13 protein-coding genes are annotated in these 15,068 nt (G+C 38.1%); 5 read left to right on the top strand and 8 right to left on the bottom strand.

Going from position 1 to position 15,068, the window contains the following annotated elements; translation table 11 throughout:
- Positions 1 to 47: 47 nt before the first annotated feature.
- Positions 48 to 1,373 carry a M16 family metallopeptidase gene (locus tag ACIQ32_RS08390; RefSeq protein WP_396195238.1) on the top strand — a complete coding sequence of 442 codons (1,326 nt, stop codon included), beginning with the start codon at positions 48 to 50 and terminating at the stop codon, positions 1,371 to 1,373.
- A 13-nt stretch (positions 1,374 to 1,386) separates the two neighbouring features.
- A complete protein-coding gene (locus tag ACIQ32_RS08385) occupies positions 1,387 to 3,441 on the top strand; it encodes a M16 family metallopeptidase (protein WP_396195237.1) in 2,055 nt (684 codons plus the stop codon).
- Between the two features lie 153 nt (positions 3,442 to 3,594).
- Here the strand turns inward: ACIQ32_RS08385 and ACIQ32_RS08380 are convergent, their stop codons facing one another.
- Positions 3,595 to 4,461 (bottom strand): DMT family transporter, encoded by an 867-nt coding sequence (locus tag ACIQ32_RS08380; protein WP_396195236.1) that lies wholly within the window; start codon positions 4,459 to 4,461, stop codon positions 3,595 to 3,597.
- Between the two features lie 107 nt (positions 4,462 to 4,568).
- On the opposite strand from ACIQ32_RS08380, the gene ACIQ32_RS08375 reads away from it, so the two are divergent.
- A complete protein-coding gene (locus ACIQ32_RS08375) occupies positions 4,569 to 4,943 on the top strand; it encodes a heavy-metal-associated domain-containing protein (protein WP_396195235.1) in 375 nt (124 codons plus the stop codon).
- 70 nt (positions 4,944 to 5,013) lie between these two features.
- On the opposite strand, the gene gldD is transcribed toward ACIQ32_RS08375, so the two are convergent.
- The 4 genes from gldD to mutY all read right to left on the bottom strand — a co-directional run bounded on the left by gldD (position 5,014) and on the right by mutY (position 8,470).
- Positions 5,014 to 5,583 carry a gliding motility lipoprotein GldD gene (gldD, locus tag ACIQ32_RS08370; RefSeq protein WP_396195234.1) on the bottom strand — a complete coding sequence of 190 codons (570 nt, stop codon included), beginning with the start codon at positions 5,581 to 5,583 and terminating at the stop codon, positions 5,014 to 5,016.
- A 6-nt stretch (positions 5,584 to 5,589) separates the two neighbouring features.
- The gene (locus ACIQ32_RS08365) at positions 5,590 to 6,885 is read right to left on the bottom strand and encodes a gliding motility-associated protein GldE (protein ID WP_396195239.1); all 1,296 of its coding nucleotides are present in this window, start codon (positions 6,883 to 6,885) and stop codon (positions 5,590 to 5,592) included.
- 25 nt (positions 6,886 to 6,910) lie between these two features.
- Positions 6,911 to 7,348 carry a single-stranded DNA-binding protein gene (locus tag ACIQ32_RS08360; protein WP_396195233.1) on the bottom strand — a complete coding sequence of 146 codons (438 nt, stop codon included), beginning with the start codon at positions 7,346 to 7,348 and terminating at the stop codon, positions 6,911 to 6,913.
- A gap of 81 nt (positions 7,349 to 7,429) precedes the next feature.
- Positions 7,430 to 8,470 (bottom strand): A/G-specific adenine glycosylase, encoded by a 1,041-nt coding sequence (gene mutY / locus ACIQ32_RS08355; protein WP_396195232.1) that lies wholly within the window; start codon positions 8,468 to 8,470, stop codon positions 7,430 to 7,432.
- A 132-nt stretch (positions 8,471 to 8,602) separates the two neighbouring features.
- Here mutY and ACIQ32_RS08350 point away from each other — a divergent pair, with 132 nt between their 5' ends.
- Together ACIQ32_RS08350 and ACIQ32_RS08345 are read left to right on the top strand one after the other, a co-directional pair.
- Positions 8,603 to 8,896, top strand: a complete 294-nt coding sequence (locus tag ACIQ32_RS08350; protein ID WP_131474623.1) for an HU family DNA-binding protein — start codon at positions 8,603 to 8,605, stop codon at positions 8,894 to 8,896.
- Between the two features lie 381 nt (positions 8,897 to 9,277).
- Positions 9,278 to 10,822: an Rne/Rng family ribonuclease gene (locus ACIQ32_RS08345; protein WP_396195231.1), complete on the top strand. Its 1,545-nt coding sequence runs from the start codon at positions 9,278 to 9,280 to the stop codon at positions 10,820 to 10,822.
- A 561-nt stretch (positions 10,823 to 11,383) separates the two neighbouring features.
- Here ACIQ32_RS08345 and tnpA read toward each other — a convergent pair.
- The 3 genes from tnpA to ACIQ32_RS08330 all read right to left on the bottom strand — a co-directional run.
- Complete coding sequence (gene tnpA, locus ACIQ32_RS08340; protein ID WP_396195230.1) at positions 11,384 to 11,845, bottom strand: IS200/IS605 family transposase; 462 nt, start codon at positions 11,843 to 11,845, stop codon at positions 11,384 to 11,386.
- A gap of 199 nt (positions 11,846 to 12,044) precedes the next feature.
- The gene (pbpC, locus tag ACIQ32_RS08335; protein ID WP_396195229.1) at positions 12,045 to 14,420 is read right to left on the bottom strand and encodes a penicillin-binding protein 1C; all 2,376 of its coding nucleotides are present in this window, start codon (positions 14,418 to 14,420) and stop codon (positions 12,045 to 12,047) included.
- A 163-nt stretch (positions 14,421 to 14,583) separates the two neighbouring features.
- Positions 14,584 to 15,068 (bottom strand): hypothetical protein (locus ACIQ32_RS08330; protein ID WP_396195228.1); only part of this gene is annotated, 485 nt, incomplete at its 5' end.

Below are 15,068 nucleotides of genomic sequence, written 5' to 3'. Positions count from 1 at the left end.
AGGTTAGTTAACTAACTGAACAATCAACGAAAAAATTTCAATTTTTTATGAAAAAATCATTAATTGCTTTAAGTTCATTGCTTATGCTTGGAGGAACAGCACATGCTCAAAAGGTAGCTTTTGAAGAATACGATTTGCCGAATGGCTTGCATGTCATTTTACACAACGATCCGTCAGCACCGGTAGTTATTACTTCGGTAATGTACCATGTAGGTTCTAAAGATGAAAACCCGGAAAGAACCGGATTTGCTCACTTCTTTGAACATTTATTATTTGAAGGAACCGAAAACATCAAAAGAGGTGAATGGTTTAAAATTGTAACTTCTAACGGAGGAACCAACAACGCTAACACTTCGGAAGACAGAACTTACTATTTTGAAGTATTCCCTTCCAACAACACCGAGTTAGGATTATGGATGGAATCGGAGCGGTTAATGCATCCTGTGATCAACCAAATTGGCGTTGACACTCAAAATGAAGTAGTTAAAGAAGAAAAAAGATTGCGTGTTGACAACCAACCATACGGTCAATTGATTGCCGAGGTAAAGAAAAACATGTTTAAAAATCACCCATACCGTTGGGCACCAATTGGTTCAATGGCGCATTTAGACGCAGCCACTTTGGAAGAATTCCAAGCGTTCAATAAAAAATTCTACACTCCTAACAATGCTGTTTTAGTGGTAGCCGGTCAAATTAATATCGCGCAAACCAAAGCATGGATTGAAAAATATTTCGGCCCAATTCCAAGAGGTGTTGAAATCAAAAAAGAAACTTTTGTTGAAGCGCCAATTACCGAGCCTATCAAAGCCCGTTACGAAGATCCGAACATCCAAAAGGAAATGGTGGTAGCGGCTTACAGAACACCGTCAATGAAAACCCGTGACGCCAGAGTATTAGACATGATTTCTACTTATTTAAGCAACGGTAAGAGTTCTAAGTTGTATAAAAAAATCGTTGATGACAAAAAAATGGCCTTACAAGTAGGTGCTTTCAATTATACACAGGAAGATTACGGTCAGTACATTTTATACGGCATGCCGCAAGGTGAAAACACTTCGGCCGACTTGATCAGAGAAATCGATGAAGAAATTGTAAAATTGCAGAACGAATTGATCTCTGAAAAAGATTACCAAAAACTACAAAACATCTACGAAAGCAACTATGTTGACAGCAATGCCAGCGTAGAAGGTGTAGCCGAAAACCTAGCTACTTTCTATCTTTTATACGGTGATGTAAACTTAATCAACACCGAAATTGAAATCTTCCGTTCTATCACTCGCGAAGAAATCAAAGATATCGCTAAAAAATATTTGAACCCAAATCAACGTTTGATTTTGGATTATGTACCGGCCAAAGACAAAGCGCAAAACTAAGACTCAAAGTATCATGAAAAAAACAATTATAGTATTATCAAGCTTGTTTTTAACCTTAACTATGCAAGCACAAGACAGAACCCAACCTAAACCGGGTCCGGCACCAACCATCAACATCAAAAAACCGGAAACTTTTTCTTTACCGAACGGATTGAAAGTTTTGGTCGTTGAAAACAACAAGTTACCAAGAGTATCTTTTAATTTAACTATCGACAATACTCCTTATGCAGAAGGCAACAAAAAAGGAGTTGACGATTTAACCAGCAGTTTAATCGGAAACGGTTCGACCAAAACTTCAAAAGATGCCTTCAATGAAGAAATCGATTTCTTGGGAGCTAACATTAACTTCTTCTCTTCAGGAGCTTCTGCCAGCGGATTGTCTAAACATTCTAAAAGAATTTTAGAATTAATGGCGGAAGGTGCTTTAATGCCTAACTTCACCCAAGAAGAATTCGATAAAGAAAAAGAGAAGTTAATCGAAGGATTAAAAACCCAAGAAAAAAGTGTTACCGCAGTAGCCGGAAGAGTAGAAAGAGTTTTGGCATATGGCAAAAACCATCCAGGAGGTGAATACTTGTCTGAAGAAACCATCAACAATGTTTCCTTAGCCGATGTAAAAACCAATTACAGCACTTACTTCGTTCCGGAAAGAGCTTACTTAGTAGTTGTGGGTGATGTTAAAACCAAAGACGTTAAGAAGTTAGTAGAGAAATTATTCGGTTCATGGGTAAAAGCCACTGCGCCAAGATTAACTTATTCTAATCCAACCAATGTGCAATATTCACAAATCAACTTTGTGGACATGCCTAATGCCGTGCAGTCTGAAATCACCCTTTTCAATACAGTAAATTTGAAAATGGGCGACGCCGATTTCTTCCCGGTAATTTTAGCGAATCAAGTGTTTGGTGGCGACTTTAACAGTTACTTAAACATGAACTTGAGAGAAAAACACGGTTGGACTTACGGAGCACGCTCTAGTGTTGGTTTCGACAAAAACATGTACAGCCAATTCAGAGCCAATACGCAAGTAAGAAATGCAGTAACCGATAGTGCCATCACTCAGGCTTTATATGAATTAAACCGTATCAGAACTGAAAAAGTTACTGAAGAGGCATTGAACAACGTAAAAGCCGGCTATATCGGTCGTTTTGTAATGCAAGTAGAAAAACCGTCTACTGTTGCCCGTTATGCTTTAAACATCGAAACAGAAGGTCTTCCGGCTGATTTCTATGAAAACTACATCAAAAACATCAACGCCGTAACACCGGAAGATGTAATGAGAGTAGTAAACAAGTATTTCTTAGCCGATAACTTAAGAATTTTAGTAGTTGGAAAAGGATCAGAAGTATTGCCTGCCTTGGAAAGTTTAAAAATCCCAATGTCCTATTTTGATAAATTTGGTAATCCAACCGAAAAACCGGTTACTAAAAAAGCCATTCCTGCCGGCGTGACTTTGAAAACAGTAATCGACAACTATGTAACTGCTATTGGTGGAGACAAAGCGATTAAAACTGTAAAATCGATGGCAATGGTGGGTGAAACCAAAATTCCTCAGGCGCCAATGCCAATTGCTTACAACTCAAAAATCGACAACAAAGGCCGCATGATGGTAGAGCTTTCTATGGCCGGAATGGGTTCTTTGATGAAACAAGTCATTAATGGCAACTCAGGATATATGATGCAACAAGGTCAGAAAAAAACATTTGAAGGCGAAGAATTGGCCAAAATGAAAGAAAGCGCTGTGTTATTTGGAGAAACTACTTTAGCCTCTAAAGCGGGAGTAACTTTATCCGGTATCGAACCCATGAACGGAAGCGATGCTTACACTGTGGTTGATGGCGACACTACTTACTACTTCGATGTAAAAACAGGTTTAAAAACAGCCGAAGCTACAACTGAAGAGCAAGGCGGTCAAAAAGCAACTCGTGTGACTTCTTACAACGATTACAGAGACGTAAAAGGAGTTAAAGTGCCTTTCAACACGATCTTAAATGTTGGTTTCGAATTAGACATTAAAATGACTGATGTAAAAATCAATGAAGGCGTTTCAGAGGCTGATTTTCAATAATTGAAATTCTTTATAAATACAAAAGACCGTTAGCAATAGCGGTCTTTTTTGTTTGTATAAATTCCAAAACACAAAAAGCAAAAAACAAATAAAATCCAAACTCAAAATTTACAAATATCAAACTTCTGCTTTCAGAATTCTGCCTTCTATATTCTACTTTTTACTCGACAAATAAACACCAACTAACACTACAAATGCTCCAATAAACTGCACAGGTGTCAGCATTTCGTTGTCCAACAATCCCCAAAAGAAAGCTACCACCGGAATCAAATAAGTTACTGAAGTTGCAAAAACAGGAGAGGAAATTTGAATCAATTTATAAAAAAGCACGTTGGCAATTCCGGTTCCGATAACTCCCAAAATGGCAATGAAAATCATGGCTTCTTTGACTTCAACCAAGTGAATTTTCGACAAAATATCGGTAAACAATAAAATCCCGAGCGCCGGAAACAACATCACCAAAAAGTTACCCGTAGTGATGGTCAGCGGTTTCAAATCCGACAAATATCTTTTGATTAAATTGACATTCGTAGCATAGCACATCGAGGCGATTAAAACCAAAATGGTATACCAATAATTTTGATTCGGATGGTGTGCAGCGCCATTTAAAATAAGTAACATAGTCCCTGCAAAACCAATGATTACTCCTATAACTTGAGTGCGTTTAAAATCGAGGCCAAAAACCAAAGCGCCTAAAATTAATGTATTTAGTGGTGTAAGTGAATTGAGTATAGAACTGACCGAACTGCTGATTTGGGTTTGGGCTATGGCAAAAAGATAAGCCGGTATAAAGGTCCCGAAAAGCGAAGTTAAGGCAATAAACTTCCACTTGTGCAACGGAATTTCGGTAAGATTTTTTAATCCGATGACCAACAAAAAAAGCGCACAAAAAACGATGCGCAAAGAACCCAACTGGAACGGACTCAAACTGACCAATCCCTTTTTAATCAATATAAACGAACTCCCCCAAATTAAGGCGAGAACGATTAAAATAAGCCATTTTGTTTGTGTTGCTTTCATACCTGGTTTTGTGAGTCCAAATTTTGTAATTATTTTAAGAATTATAACTTTTATTTTTATTTATTTTTGTTCCTCAAATAAGCCATTACATTTAAATTACAAATACCATGAATTTCACCAAATCTTTAGTAACCTTAGGTATTGCTTCTTCTTTGCTTTTCAGTTGCAAAGATACCGCTAGCAAACCTGCTGCAAACAATGAAACCGAAGTGACTGCCACTACTGAAAAAACCCCTGCTGTAGCAGCTAAACCTGAAACTGCCAGTTTTAAAATAGACGGAATGACCTGCGCTATGGGTTGTGCTAAAACCATCGAAAAAGAATTAGCCGATATGGAAGGTGTTCAAAAAGCCACGGTAGATTTCGACAAAAAAGAAGCAACCGTTGAATTTGATGCTGCAGTATTAACTCCTGAAAAGTTATATGCTACTGTTGAAGCCGCAGCTGATGGCGCCACTTACAAAGTAGTACACAAAAAATAAATCAAATTTCAGTTAATGTTAAAGGAACTCACTTGGGTTCCTTTTTTTATTTAGCTTCGCTCTGTTCGACCTAACGGTCTCGGTCCCATTGGATCGATTCTATCAAATGCTGCATGTCGTTCTTAATATAATCAGCAGCCGGCATAATCGAATCAAAGTTAGGCTTGGCATAAAAATACACCGAACCTGTTACAAAGTGTTTTATACTATCAGTAGCATAAAACTGCGCATTAGTAGCGGCATTGCCACTTACACTATAAAACATGCCATATACTTTTTTTTCCTTGTTGATGTAGGGTTGTTCTAAAATATCATCCGCTTTGATCACGTGTTCGTAAGTTAACTTTTGTGCATCGCGCAATAGTTTATCTATGTCGTTGTTCACCGTTTTGTAAGTCAAATAAATGGTGGCTTTCATTTTCGGATAATTGATGGTAAACTCACAATTTTGATTGGCTTTAATAGTCGTTTTTTCATTCATTTCAAACGTAAACGGACACTGATTACTGAAGGTTACATATTGCGATACTTCATAGTCCAAACGCAATTGTCCTGCAGGTTTAGGCAATACTTCATTTTTACATCCGGTAAACGCTAACAGTAACAATACTGTCAAAAAACCTATTACTTTATTGATCATTTTACTTTATTCCAAAGTTACTTTTAATTGTTTGATTCTCTTTTTATCGACTACTTCTATCGTAAAAATCACGGTAGAAAAATTGATTTTTTGCCCTTTTTTGGGGAAATTACCTAATATTTCCAATATAAATCCGGCCAAGGTTTCGGCTTCTCCTTTTTGGGCTTCAAAAGCATCGTCATCAACAGTCACAATGCGATAAAAATCCTTGAGGTTGATTTTCCCTTCGAAGAGAAAATTCTTGTCGTCTATTTGCGAATAACTGATGTTTTCATCGTCAAACTCATCCGAAATGTCGCCCACTATTTCCTCTATGACATCTTCCAATGAAACCAAACCCGAAGTCCCGCCATATTCATCAACTACAATGGCTAAGTGGCTTTTCATGCTTTGAAAATCCTTGAGCAAATCGTCCAATTTTTTATTTTCAGGCACAAAAAATGGTTCTCGCATCAATGAATTCCAATCGAATTCCTTTTTATGAATGTGCGGAATTAAGTCTTTTACAAACAAAACCCCTTCAATGTGATCAATATTTTCACGATACACCGGAATTCTCGAATAGCCTTTTTCAACTATCTTGGGATAAATCTCAACAAAAGTTTCCTCAATTTCCAAAGCAAAGATATCAATTCTCGGACTCATCACTTGCTTGGTATCAGTATTCCCAAAAGAAACAATGCCTTCCAAAATTTTTTGTTCCTCTGTAGTCGTATCCTCTGAAGAAGTCATTTCTAAAGCTTGTGAAAGTTGGTCAACAGATATGTTCGACCTTTGCCTTCCTAATTTTTTATGCAAATAAACTGTTACGGCTCGCATAGGCATACTAAAAGGTGACAACAATTGGTCTAAGAGCCAAATCGGACGGGCAATTCCGAAAGAAAACTTGACATTATTCCTGCTTGCATAAACCTTAGGCAGTACTTCTCCGAAAAGTAAAATGAGAAAAGTAACCAAAATCACTTCCACCACAAATTTAACCAGAGGTGAAACAATACCTGCAAAAAGAGAATTGGCAACAAATGAAAACAAGATTACAATCCCAATATTGACAAAATTATTAGCCAATAATAAAGTAGCTAAAAGCTTTTTCGGTTTTTGTAGCAACCTGGAAACTAACTGAGCTTTCTCGGGATTTTGTAGTGACATTTTAGTCAAATCATTTTGAGAAAGAGAAAACAATGCCACTTCGGCAGCCGAAATCATGGCTGAACAAAATAACAGCAAAACAATAACTATACTTCCAAAAAGCAAGTTGGTATCAATAGTGTCGAGAAAAGTTAAACTGGGCTCGGGGTCCAAAGGCATCAAAGTTAGTTAAACAATGTCAAAACGGCAAATCGTTTTCCGGATTGGCGGTGTTAGGCGATTCAAAGTTAGCAGGTTTAGGCTCCAGATTTTGAGGAGTTCTAACACCTTCTACTTCTTTTTTGGTGGTTAAGAAAGTAAATTCTGTGACCTGAATTTCAGTAGTATATTTGGTTGTACCGTCTTCAGCTTGCCATTGGCGCGATTTGATTCGGCCTTCGATATAAATTTTATCACCCTTAGATAAATATTTTTCACAAATTTCTGCTGCTTTATTTCTCACTACTAGATTATGCCACTCGGTAGAGGTGATTTTTTCGTTGGTTTGTTTATTAATGTAAACTTCATTAGTAGCCAACGGGAATCGTCCAATGCAATTTCCGCCTTCGAAATAGTGCATTTTTACTTCGTCACCCAAATGACCTATAAGCATTACTTTATTTAATGTCCCATTCATTACTTCAGCAATTTGTTTAATTCACAGCGATATAACCTATTAAGGCCTTGTGTCCTTCAAATTTACATCTTTTTTTGAAATCTAAAACCTTTCTGCTTCAATAAAATTGTGAATTACTATCGGAAATGGCAATTTTTTGACTGATTCCCAGTCGGTTCCACCTGAGAGTAGTCCTTCAAGCTTTACTTCCCAGAAGTGAATATTCAAATGCTGATGGGTTAATTTATGAACTATCAAATCCGAATTAAATCTGGAAATACTCAGCATTTTATTGTCCGCTAAAGGTTGTTTTTGCAGTAATTCTTCAAGTTGAAAATTTGTTATTTCATGGTCTGTTTCAATTAATGGAAATTCATACAGGTTGTGCCAAATTCCTTTTTGAGTTCGCTTTTCAATTATTGTATTGTTCGCCTCATCCCTAAAAACCAAATAACTAAAAAAACGGGTTTTGACTTTTATTTTTTTAGATTTAACAGGCAATTCGGCTACTTTCTTTTGCTGCAAAGCCAAACAACTGTCATTAAAAATACAATTAGCACAATCTGGATTTTTGGGCACACATTGCAATGCTCCGAATTCCATTATGGCTTGATTGAACAAATTGGCTTGACCATTAGGTAACAATTCGGACGCCAATTGGGTAAACTCTTTTTTCGCTCCTGATGAAGCGATATCGGTTTCTACGTCAAAATAACGCGACAACACTCGGTAAACATTGCCGTCAACCACTGAAACATTTTCATTATAGGAAAACGAAGCAATCGCCGCAGCCGTGTATTCGCCTATACCTTTCAGTTTTAGCAGTTCGGTATAAGTTTTTGGAAATTCACCATCCAATTCAAACGCTATCTGTTGCGCCGTTTTGTGTAAATTTCTGGCTCTCGAATAATAGCCCAAACCTTGCCACAATTTCAACACTTCCTCTTCACTGGCTTCGGCCAAATCAAAAACAGTTGGAAAAGCATCCGTAAATCGCAAATAATAAGGTAAACCTTGTGCCACTCTCGTTTGTTGCAACATAATTTCAGACAGCCAAATGTGGTAAGGATCAATGGTGTTTCTCCAAGGCAAATCGCGTTTGTTTTGTAAATACCATTGGATTAGAGATTTAGAGAAATTCATAGCGGAATTTAGGTTTACAAAAATAAATCTTTATGTGATTAAATTTTAATAGATTATGCTTGAAATATTCTTTTTTTAATTCATATATTTGCAACCTCAAAAAATTACACATAATATTAAATACGAAAGAAAATGACGAAAGCAGATATCGTAGCGAAGATTTCAGAAAAATTAGGCCTTGAAAAAGGAGATGTTCAAGCCACTGTTGAAGCGTTTATGGAAGAGGTAAAAACTTCATTAGAAACCGGAGACAACGTTTATTTAAGAGGTTTTGGTAGCTTCATCATCAAAACAAGAGCTGAAAAAACAGGAAGAAACATTTCTAAAAATACTACTATCAAAATTCCTGCTCACAATATTCCGGCATTTAAACCTGCTAAAGTATTCGTAGAATCAGTAAAAACCAATACTGAAGTAGCAGTATAAAAACTTATTTATTAATCACAAAAACACAAGCTTATGCCAAGTGGTAAAAAAAGAAAAAGACATAAGGTAGCGACGCACAAACGTAAAAAAAGAGCGAGAGCTAACCGACACAAAAAGAAAAAGTAGTTCTAAACTACTTTTCTTTTTTTAAAAAACGTTCATTGAAATCGAGAAAAGAAAAAAGAGAAAAGAACCAAGACCTAATTGTCTTTCTTCTTGCTTCTGTTTTCTTAAATCTCACCGGGTAACAACATTACCTGTTTAAAATGTTTAATCCATCCTTACTTTAGCCGTCAGCAATTAGCCGTCAGCAATTAGCCTCTTTTGGCTAAAAGCTAAATGCTAAATGCTAAAAGCTTTGTCGGGATAAAAATTTACAACATGAATAAAGAACTAATCATCCGTAGTGGTGAGAATGCTGTAGATTTTGCCTTATTAAAAGATGGAAAACTAATTGAATTACACAAACAGGAAGACACCAGCAACTTTCAGGTTGGGGATATTTTTATCGCCAAAATCAGAAAACCTGTTGCCGGTCTAAATGCGGCATTTGTAAACGTAGGCTTTGAAAAAGATGCCTTTTTACACTACCACGATTTAGGGCCGAACTTGGCTTCCTATTTGAAATTCATAAAACTTGTAAGCGCAGGTAAACTAAAAGATTTCTCCCTAAAAAACTTTCAGTTTGAAAAAGAGATTGATAAAAACGGCGCCATCTCAGATATACTGAGTGCCAATCAATCGGTATTAGTTCAAGTAGTCAAAGAACCTATCTCTACCAAAGGACCAAGAATCAGCACTGAGCTGTCTTTCGCCGGTCGTTTTGTAGTATTGGTGCCTTTCTCCGACAGGGTTTCTATTTCACAAAAAATAGAATCCAAAGAGGAAAAAGACCGACTCAAAAAACTGGTACAATCTATCAAACAAAAAGGTTTCGGGGTTATTGTGAGAACAGTAGCCGAAGGCAAAAGCATAGCCGAATTAGAAAAAGATTTGCAGAACTTAATGAATCGATGGACTGCAATGTGTAAAAAATTACCAACTGCTCATCATCCCTCCAAAATATTAGGAGAATTGAACAAAGCTTCTTCCATTTTGCGAGACGTATTCAATGATACTTTCACCAGTATCCAAGTGGACGATGCAGAGTTGTACCAAGAAACAAAGGACTATTTAGCCGAAATAGCGCCCGAGAAACAAAAAATCGTTAAGCTTTACCAGTCGAAAGACACGCCGTTGTTTGAAAAATACCATATCGAGCGACAAATCAAAACTTCCTTCGGACGCACCGTATCCATGAGTAAAGGAGCTTATTTAATTATAGAACACACAGAAGCTTTACACGTAATCGACGTGAACAGCGGCAACCGTTCTAACAAAGCCACCAACCAAGAAGATACCGCACTCGAAGTCAATATGATAGCCGCCGCCGAAATCGCACGACAATTGCGTCTACGCGATATGGGTGGTATTATTGTAGTTGATTTTATCGACATGCAAAATCCAGACAACCGCCAAGTATTGTTCAACTTCCTCCGGGAAGAAATGAGCGACGACAAAGCCAAACACAAAATCTTACCGCCGAGTAAATTCGGATTAGTCCAAATCACTCGCCAACGCGTAAGACCTGAGGTCAACATCGAGACTCGAGAAGAAAATCCGAACAATTTGAGCGGCGATGTAGATGCGCCTATCCAAATTATCGACAAGATTAATTTCTCCCTCGAAAAGATCATCAAAGACCACAGCGGCGTGAAACTAAACGTTCATCCCTTTGTGGCAGCATACCTTAAAAAAGGTTTTCCATCATTGCGTTCAAAATGGTTTTTTGAACACAAAAAATGGGTGAAAATCATACCTCGTGACGCTTACACGTATTTAGAGTATCATTTCTTTGACAAAGAAGGAAATGAGATTAAAGAATAAAAGAAGAAACCATCCTGTTTTCATAACACGGATGGTTTTTTTATGCTAAAAAACAAGCTAAAGCTTGTATACCTGACTGCCACCGGCAGTCCTCCTTTTAATTTCAAACGTGACGCTTACACGTATTTAGAGTATCATTTCTTTGACAAAGAAGGAAATGAGATTAAAGAATAAAAAAAGAAACCATCCTGTTTTCATAACACGGATGGTTTTTTTATGCTAAAAAACAAGCTAAAGCTTGTATACCTGACTGCCACCGGCAGTCCTCCTTTTAATTTCAAACGTGACGCTTACACGTATTTAGAGTATCATTTCTTTGACAAAGAAGGAAATGAGATCATGGAATAAAAAAAGAAACCGCCTTTCATTACGATTGGCGGTTTTTTTGTTTCTGTTAGGAGCTGTTTCCGGCTATACGTTACAATCTTTTTTGTCGGCAATTCGGTAGTTTACATCCAAAATAGAGCAAACAAAAAAGGATTTCCACTCCTATCCGGGCTAGGGCTAATCCCGGTAACAACTATACCTATATCCAAAGCAATCCCGTTAGGGATGATATCCTCAAATTAGCTCTTTAAAAATAAAACGCTCATCATACACAACCTCAAACAATTCTAAAAACTCTAAATATTCTTGCCTGAAACTCTTTGTGGCATGATGCTGTTCTTGATTCTTAATATAATTAATCACACTATTTACCTGAGATTTAGAATAGGAAAAAGCACCATATCCTTCTTGCCATTCGAATTTTACTTTCAGAAACTTCTTTTCATTAATCCATTTTGAGGAACTGCCTTTGATGTCTTGCATTAAATCTGAAATGGATTGTGTTGGCCGCATACCCACTAAAATATGTACATGATCCGGCATTCCGTTTATCGCCAACAATTTGTGATGATGGTTTTTAATTATTCCTGTTATATATTGATATAATTCGTCTTTAAAGGATAAATGGATTAAACCTTCGCGGTATTTTACTGTAAAAACAAATTGGATGTGAATTTGGGTGTACGTATTGGCCATTTAATATCATCCCTAACGGGATTTTGATTAATGTAAATTAATGTTCTACCAACATTAAATCCCTAGCGGGATTGCTTGGATTTTGGTTTACCAATATGGAATCCCTGACGGGATTTTTAGTTAATGCTAAAATAGAAATATAAAATTCTTGGCTGTTACAGTTTTTGTGCACTTTTTAAGTGAGAAAAGCTACTGATTATCAATCGCTAATTATCTCCACTCTTCTCTTAATCTCATTCCCAAACTCATCCGCTACAGTAATGTAATGCACACCGGTTTCCGCTGCAATCGGCATTTCATGAAAAGTTTGCGTCGTGCCTTTGTAGTCGTTATCCACATACCAAAACAACTTTGCTTCACGATTAGAATGTGCCACTTTTACAATCACAGGCTGTACCTTACTATTGAAATCTTTGGCCAAATAAATTTTACTGTTCGTTTTGGGGTAAATAAAATCCATGGCGGCCTTTTGGTCTTGTTGGCAATCGCTTCTGTAAGGCGGCAAAGACTGGTAATCAATGTGCAAACTCTTGTAATACCATTCCATCACCGGCGGCAGCACAAACCATTTCTTGGACACCATTTTATCAACGTCTTCACAACTGCTGTTCACCCTGAATTGTTCCGTGGCATCCAAATGCACCAATTTATGATAAGGACAAACCGAAGTTTTCTTGCCGTTGCGCGTGATGAGTTGCTTGGTTTTCGGACAATCGTCTTGCGCCAAATGACCGCTTAAGGTACAAACCTCAGCGTATTCCAAATCGTTCAAAGGCGGTTGGAACCATTTTTTTCTAGGCAACAAATTAAACACATCAAACAAAATAGGCGCAGCGCTGTCTACTCCGGTCAATTCCGGTCGGCCTTCGCCATTGGCATTCCCTACCCAAACGCCAACCACATAACGCGAATTGGTTCCAATCGCCCAAGCATCGCGATTCCCGAAACTGGTTCCGGTTTTCCATGCTAATTCTAAGGACGAATCGTAAAACTTCCAAGCTTCGTCGCCTTCAGGTCTGTTAACTTCCTTCATAGCATTATAAGTCAGGTAAATCGAGCCGGCACCGAAAATGTTTTGCTGAAAACTGTCGTCCCCATAATCTTGTTCGAAACCGTTGACATAATTCAACTCGGCAAATTCCTTAGCGCGGTATTTTCCGTTCGACTGATTGAAATAATTAATCGTAGCCGACATATTGGCATACGCCCGACACAAATCCCATAAATTGCTTTCGGCGCCGCCTAAAATAAGCGACAAACCATAATGATCAGGATGTTGATTGATGTTTTTGAGTTTTAATTTTTGTGTCAATTCATAAAATTTGTTCACGCCGTGTTCCTGCAACATCAATACCGACGGGATATTCAGCGACCTCGACAATGCCCGCTGTGCCGGAACCGCTCCGTCAAAGGTCAGGTTAAAATTCTGTGGCGAATACCCTGAAATTTGTGTCGGAATATCGGCGACCAAAGTGTTAGGCAACAATTCACCTTCGTCTAACATTGAAGCAAATAACAATGGTTTCAAGACACTACCTGTACTTCGAGGCGCGCCAATGATATCCACATCTTTGTCGTGGTCTTGGTCGGTTGGCGAATTACCGACATAACTAATGACATTACGGTTTTGGATGTCGATGACCATAATCGCCAAATTATGCACTTCGTTTTGTTTATACTGATTGTAATACTGAAGCGCGATTTGGTTCACGCGGTTTTGCAACGAAATATCCACTGTTGTTTTGATGCGTTTGCCTTCATCGGTTTTCGCAATTCTTTCTAACAAATGCGGCGCAATCTGAGGAAGATTATACGGTTTTTGGGGTAACGGTTCTTTGACAGCTAATTCGTAAGTAAGCTTATCAATGACTTTTTCGTTGTAGAGTTTGAGCAACAAAGTATTGCGTTTCCTCATCAACTTGATTTGGTTTTTTCCGGGATAAATTAAACTCGGCGCATTGGGTAACACTGCTAAAGTCGCACTTTCAGCCCACGACAATTGGTAAGATTGCACACCGAAATACCGCCAAGACGCCATTTCCAAACCCACAACATTACCGCCAAAAGGGGCATGCGCGGCATACAATTCGAGGATTTTTTCTTTGGAATGACGGAACTCTAATCTAGTTGCCAAAACCATTTCTATGCCTTTTTCAAAATAGGTTCGCTTTTTGTTTTTGCGTGATAAACGAATGACTTGTTGGGTCAAAGTACTGCCGCCACGAACAACTTTCCCGGCGGTTCTATTCTGCTGAACCGCTTTAACCATCGCCACCGGATTAAATCCGGGATGATGGTAAAAATGCTCGTCTTCGAAATAAACTATGCATTTTTTAAATTTATCGGGAACGCTGTCTTGAGCCGGAAAACGCCATTGTCCGTCGCGGGCAATTTTGGCAGCCAATAACTCGCCTTCGCTGCTTTCAATAACAGTCGCATAAGGCGAATCAAATAAAACCCGCGGCAATGAAAAGTAATAGACCAGCAACAGTATAAAAAATACCGTTGATTTCTTAGGGTTGCGTTTGATATAAGCAATAAAACGTTGCAGGAACGCTCTTAGTTTGGCTTTCACGTTTACAAAAATTCAAATGGTTTGTTCAATAGCCCCGATTGCAGTGGAAATCTTTTTGTTTTTAAAATAAGTTCTTGGACTGCACTAGATGACAAAACAAAAAATTGGAACGAAGAGCGGGAACACGGTTAACCGATAATTCCCGAACCATTCGCTCCTAAAATTATTTCACCACTTCCACCCATTGTCCTTTAGTACGCGCTAAAAACTCGTTGTCGTACATGGCTTCACACTGTAATCCAGGTAAATAATATTTGCCCAAATAAGAAGCGTTCAACAAGATTTTAAACTGACGCGTTTCAGCCGCTTTCAAACTGAAATAGTAGTTAGCGCGATCGTCGCGGATGTCTATGTAATCGGCTACATTATCGGTAGCGCTGCCAAAATCGGTGTAACGGGTATTGACTATTTCAAAACCGGACGGTACTATTTGCGATAAGGCGATGTTTTCCACTCTTTCGTTCTTGCGGTTGGTTAGCGTAACTTCGGCATAGAACTCGGTTCCTTGCGCGATTTTCGAAACCGAAATCACTTTGCCTTTACGGTCTTTGAAGACCAATCCGGCCGACACATTTTGCTGCATTGGTTTTTCGCTGCCTACCGGAAGAATACCGCTGTTCAAAACACGAACAAACAAAGTATTCTTCT

Origin of the sequence: Flavobacterium sp. (assembly GCF_044373165.1) — a bacterium.
Lineage (GTDB): Bacteria > Bacteroidota > Bacteroidia > Flavobacteriales > Flavobacteriaceae > Flavobacterium.
The sequence above is the reverse complement of the archived record's forward strand: the minus strand, read 5'-3'. Positions and strand labels throughout refer to the sequence as shown.

Excerpts from the sequence above, each read along its gene's own strand:
- ACIQ32_RS08390 (WP_396195238.1), top strand. The coding sequence starts at position 48 with ATGAAAAAATCATTAATTGCTTTAAGTTCATTGCTTATGCTTGGAGGA.
- ACIQ32_RS08385 (WP_396195237.1), top strand. The coding sequence starts at position 1,387 with ATGAAAAAAACAATTATAGTATTATCAAGCTTGTTTTTAACCTTAACT.
- ACIQ32_RS08380 (WP_396195236.1), bottom strand. The coding sequence starts at position 4,461 with ATGAAAGCAACACAAACAAAATGGCTTATTTTAATCGTTCTCGCCTTA.
- ACIQ32_RS08375 (WP_396195235.1), top strand. The coding sequence starts at position 4,569 with ATGAATTTCACCAAATCTTTAGTAACCTTAGGTATTGCTTCTTCTTTG.
- gldD (WP_396195234.1), bottom strand. The coding sequence starts at position 5,583 with ATGATCAATAAAGTAATAGGTTTTTTGACAGTATTGTTACTGTTAGCG.
- ACIQ32_RS08360 (WP_396195233.1), bottom strand. The coding sequence starts at position 7,348 with ATGAATGGGACATTAAATAAAGTAATGCTTATAGGTCATTTGGGTGAC.
- mutY (WP_396195232.1), bottom strand. The coding sequence starts at position 8,470 with ATGAATTTCTCTAAATCTCTAATCCAATGGTATTTACAAAACAAACGC.
- ACIQ32_RS08350 (WP_131474623.1), top strand. The coding sequence starts at position 8,603 with ATGACGAAAGCAGATATCGTAGCGAAGATTTCAGAAAAATTAGGCCTT.
- ACIQ32_RS08345 (WP_396195231.1), top strand. The coding sequence starts at position 9,278 with ATGAATAAAGAACTAATCATCCGTAGTGGTGAGAATGCTGTAGATTTT.
- tnpA (WP_396195230.1), bottom strand. The coding sequence starts at position 11,845 with ATGGCCAATACGTACACCCAAATTCACATCCAATTTGTTTTTACAGTA.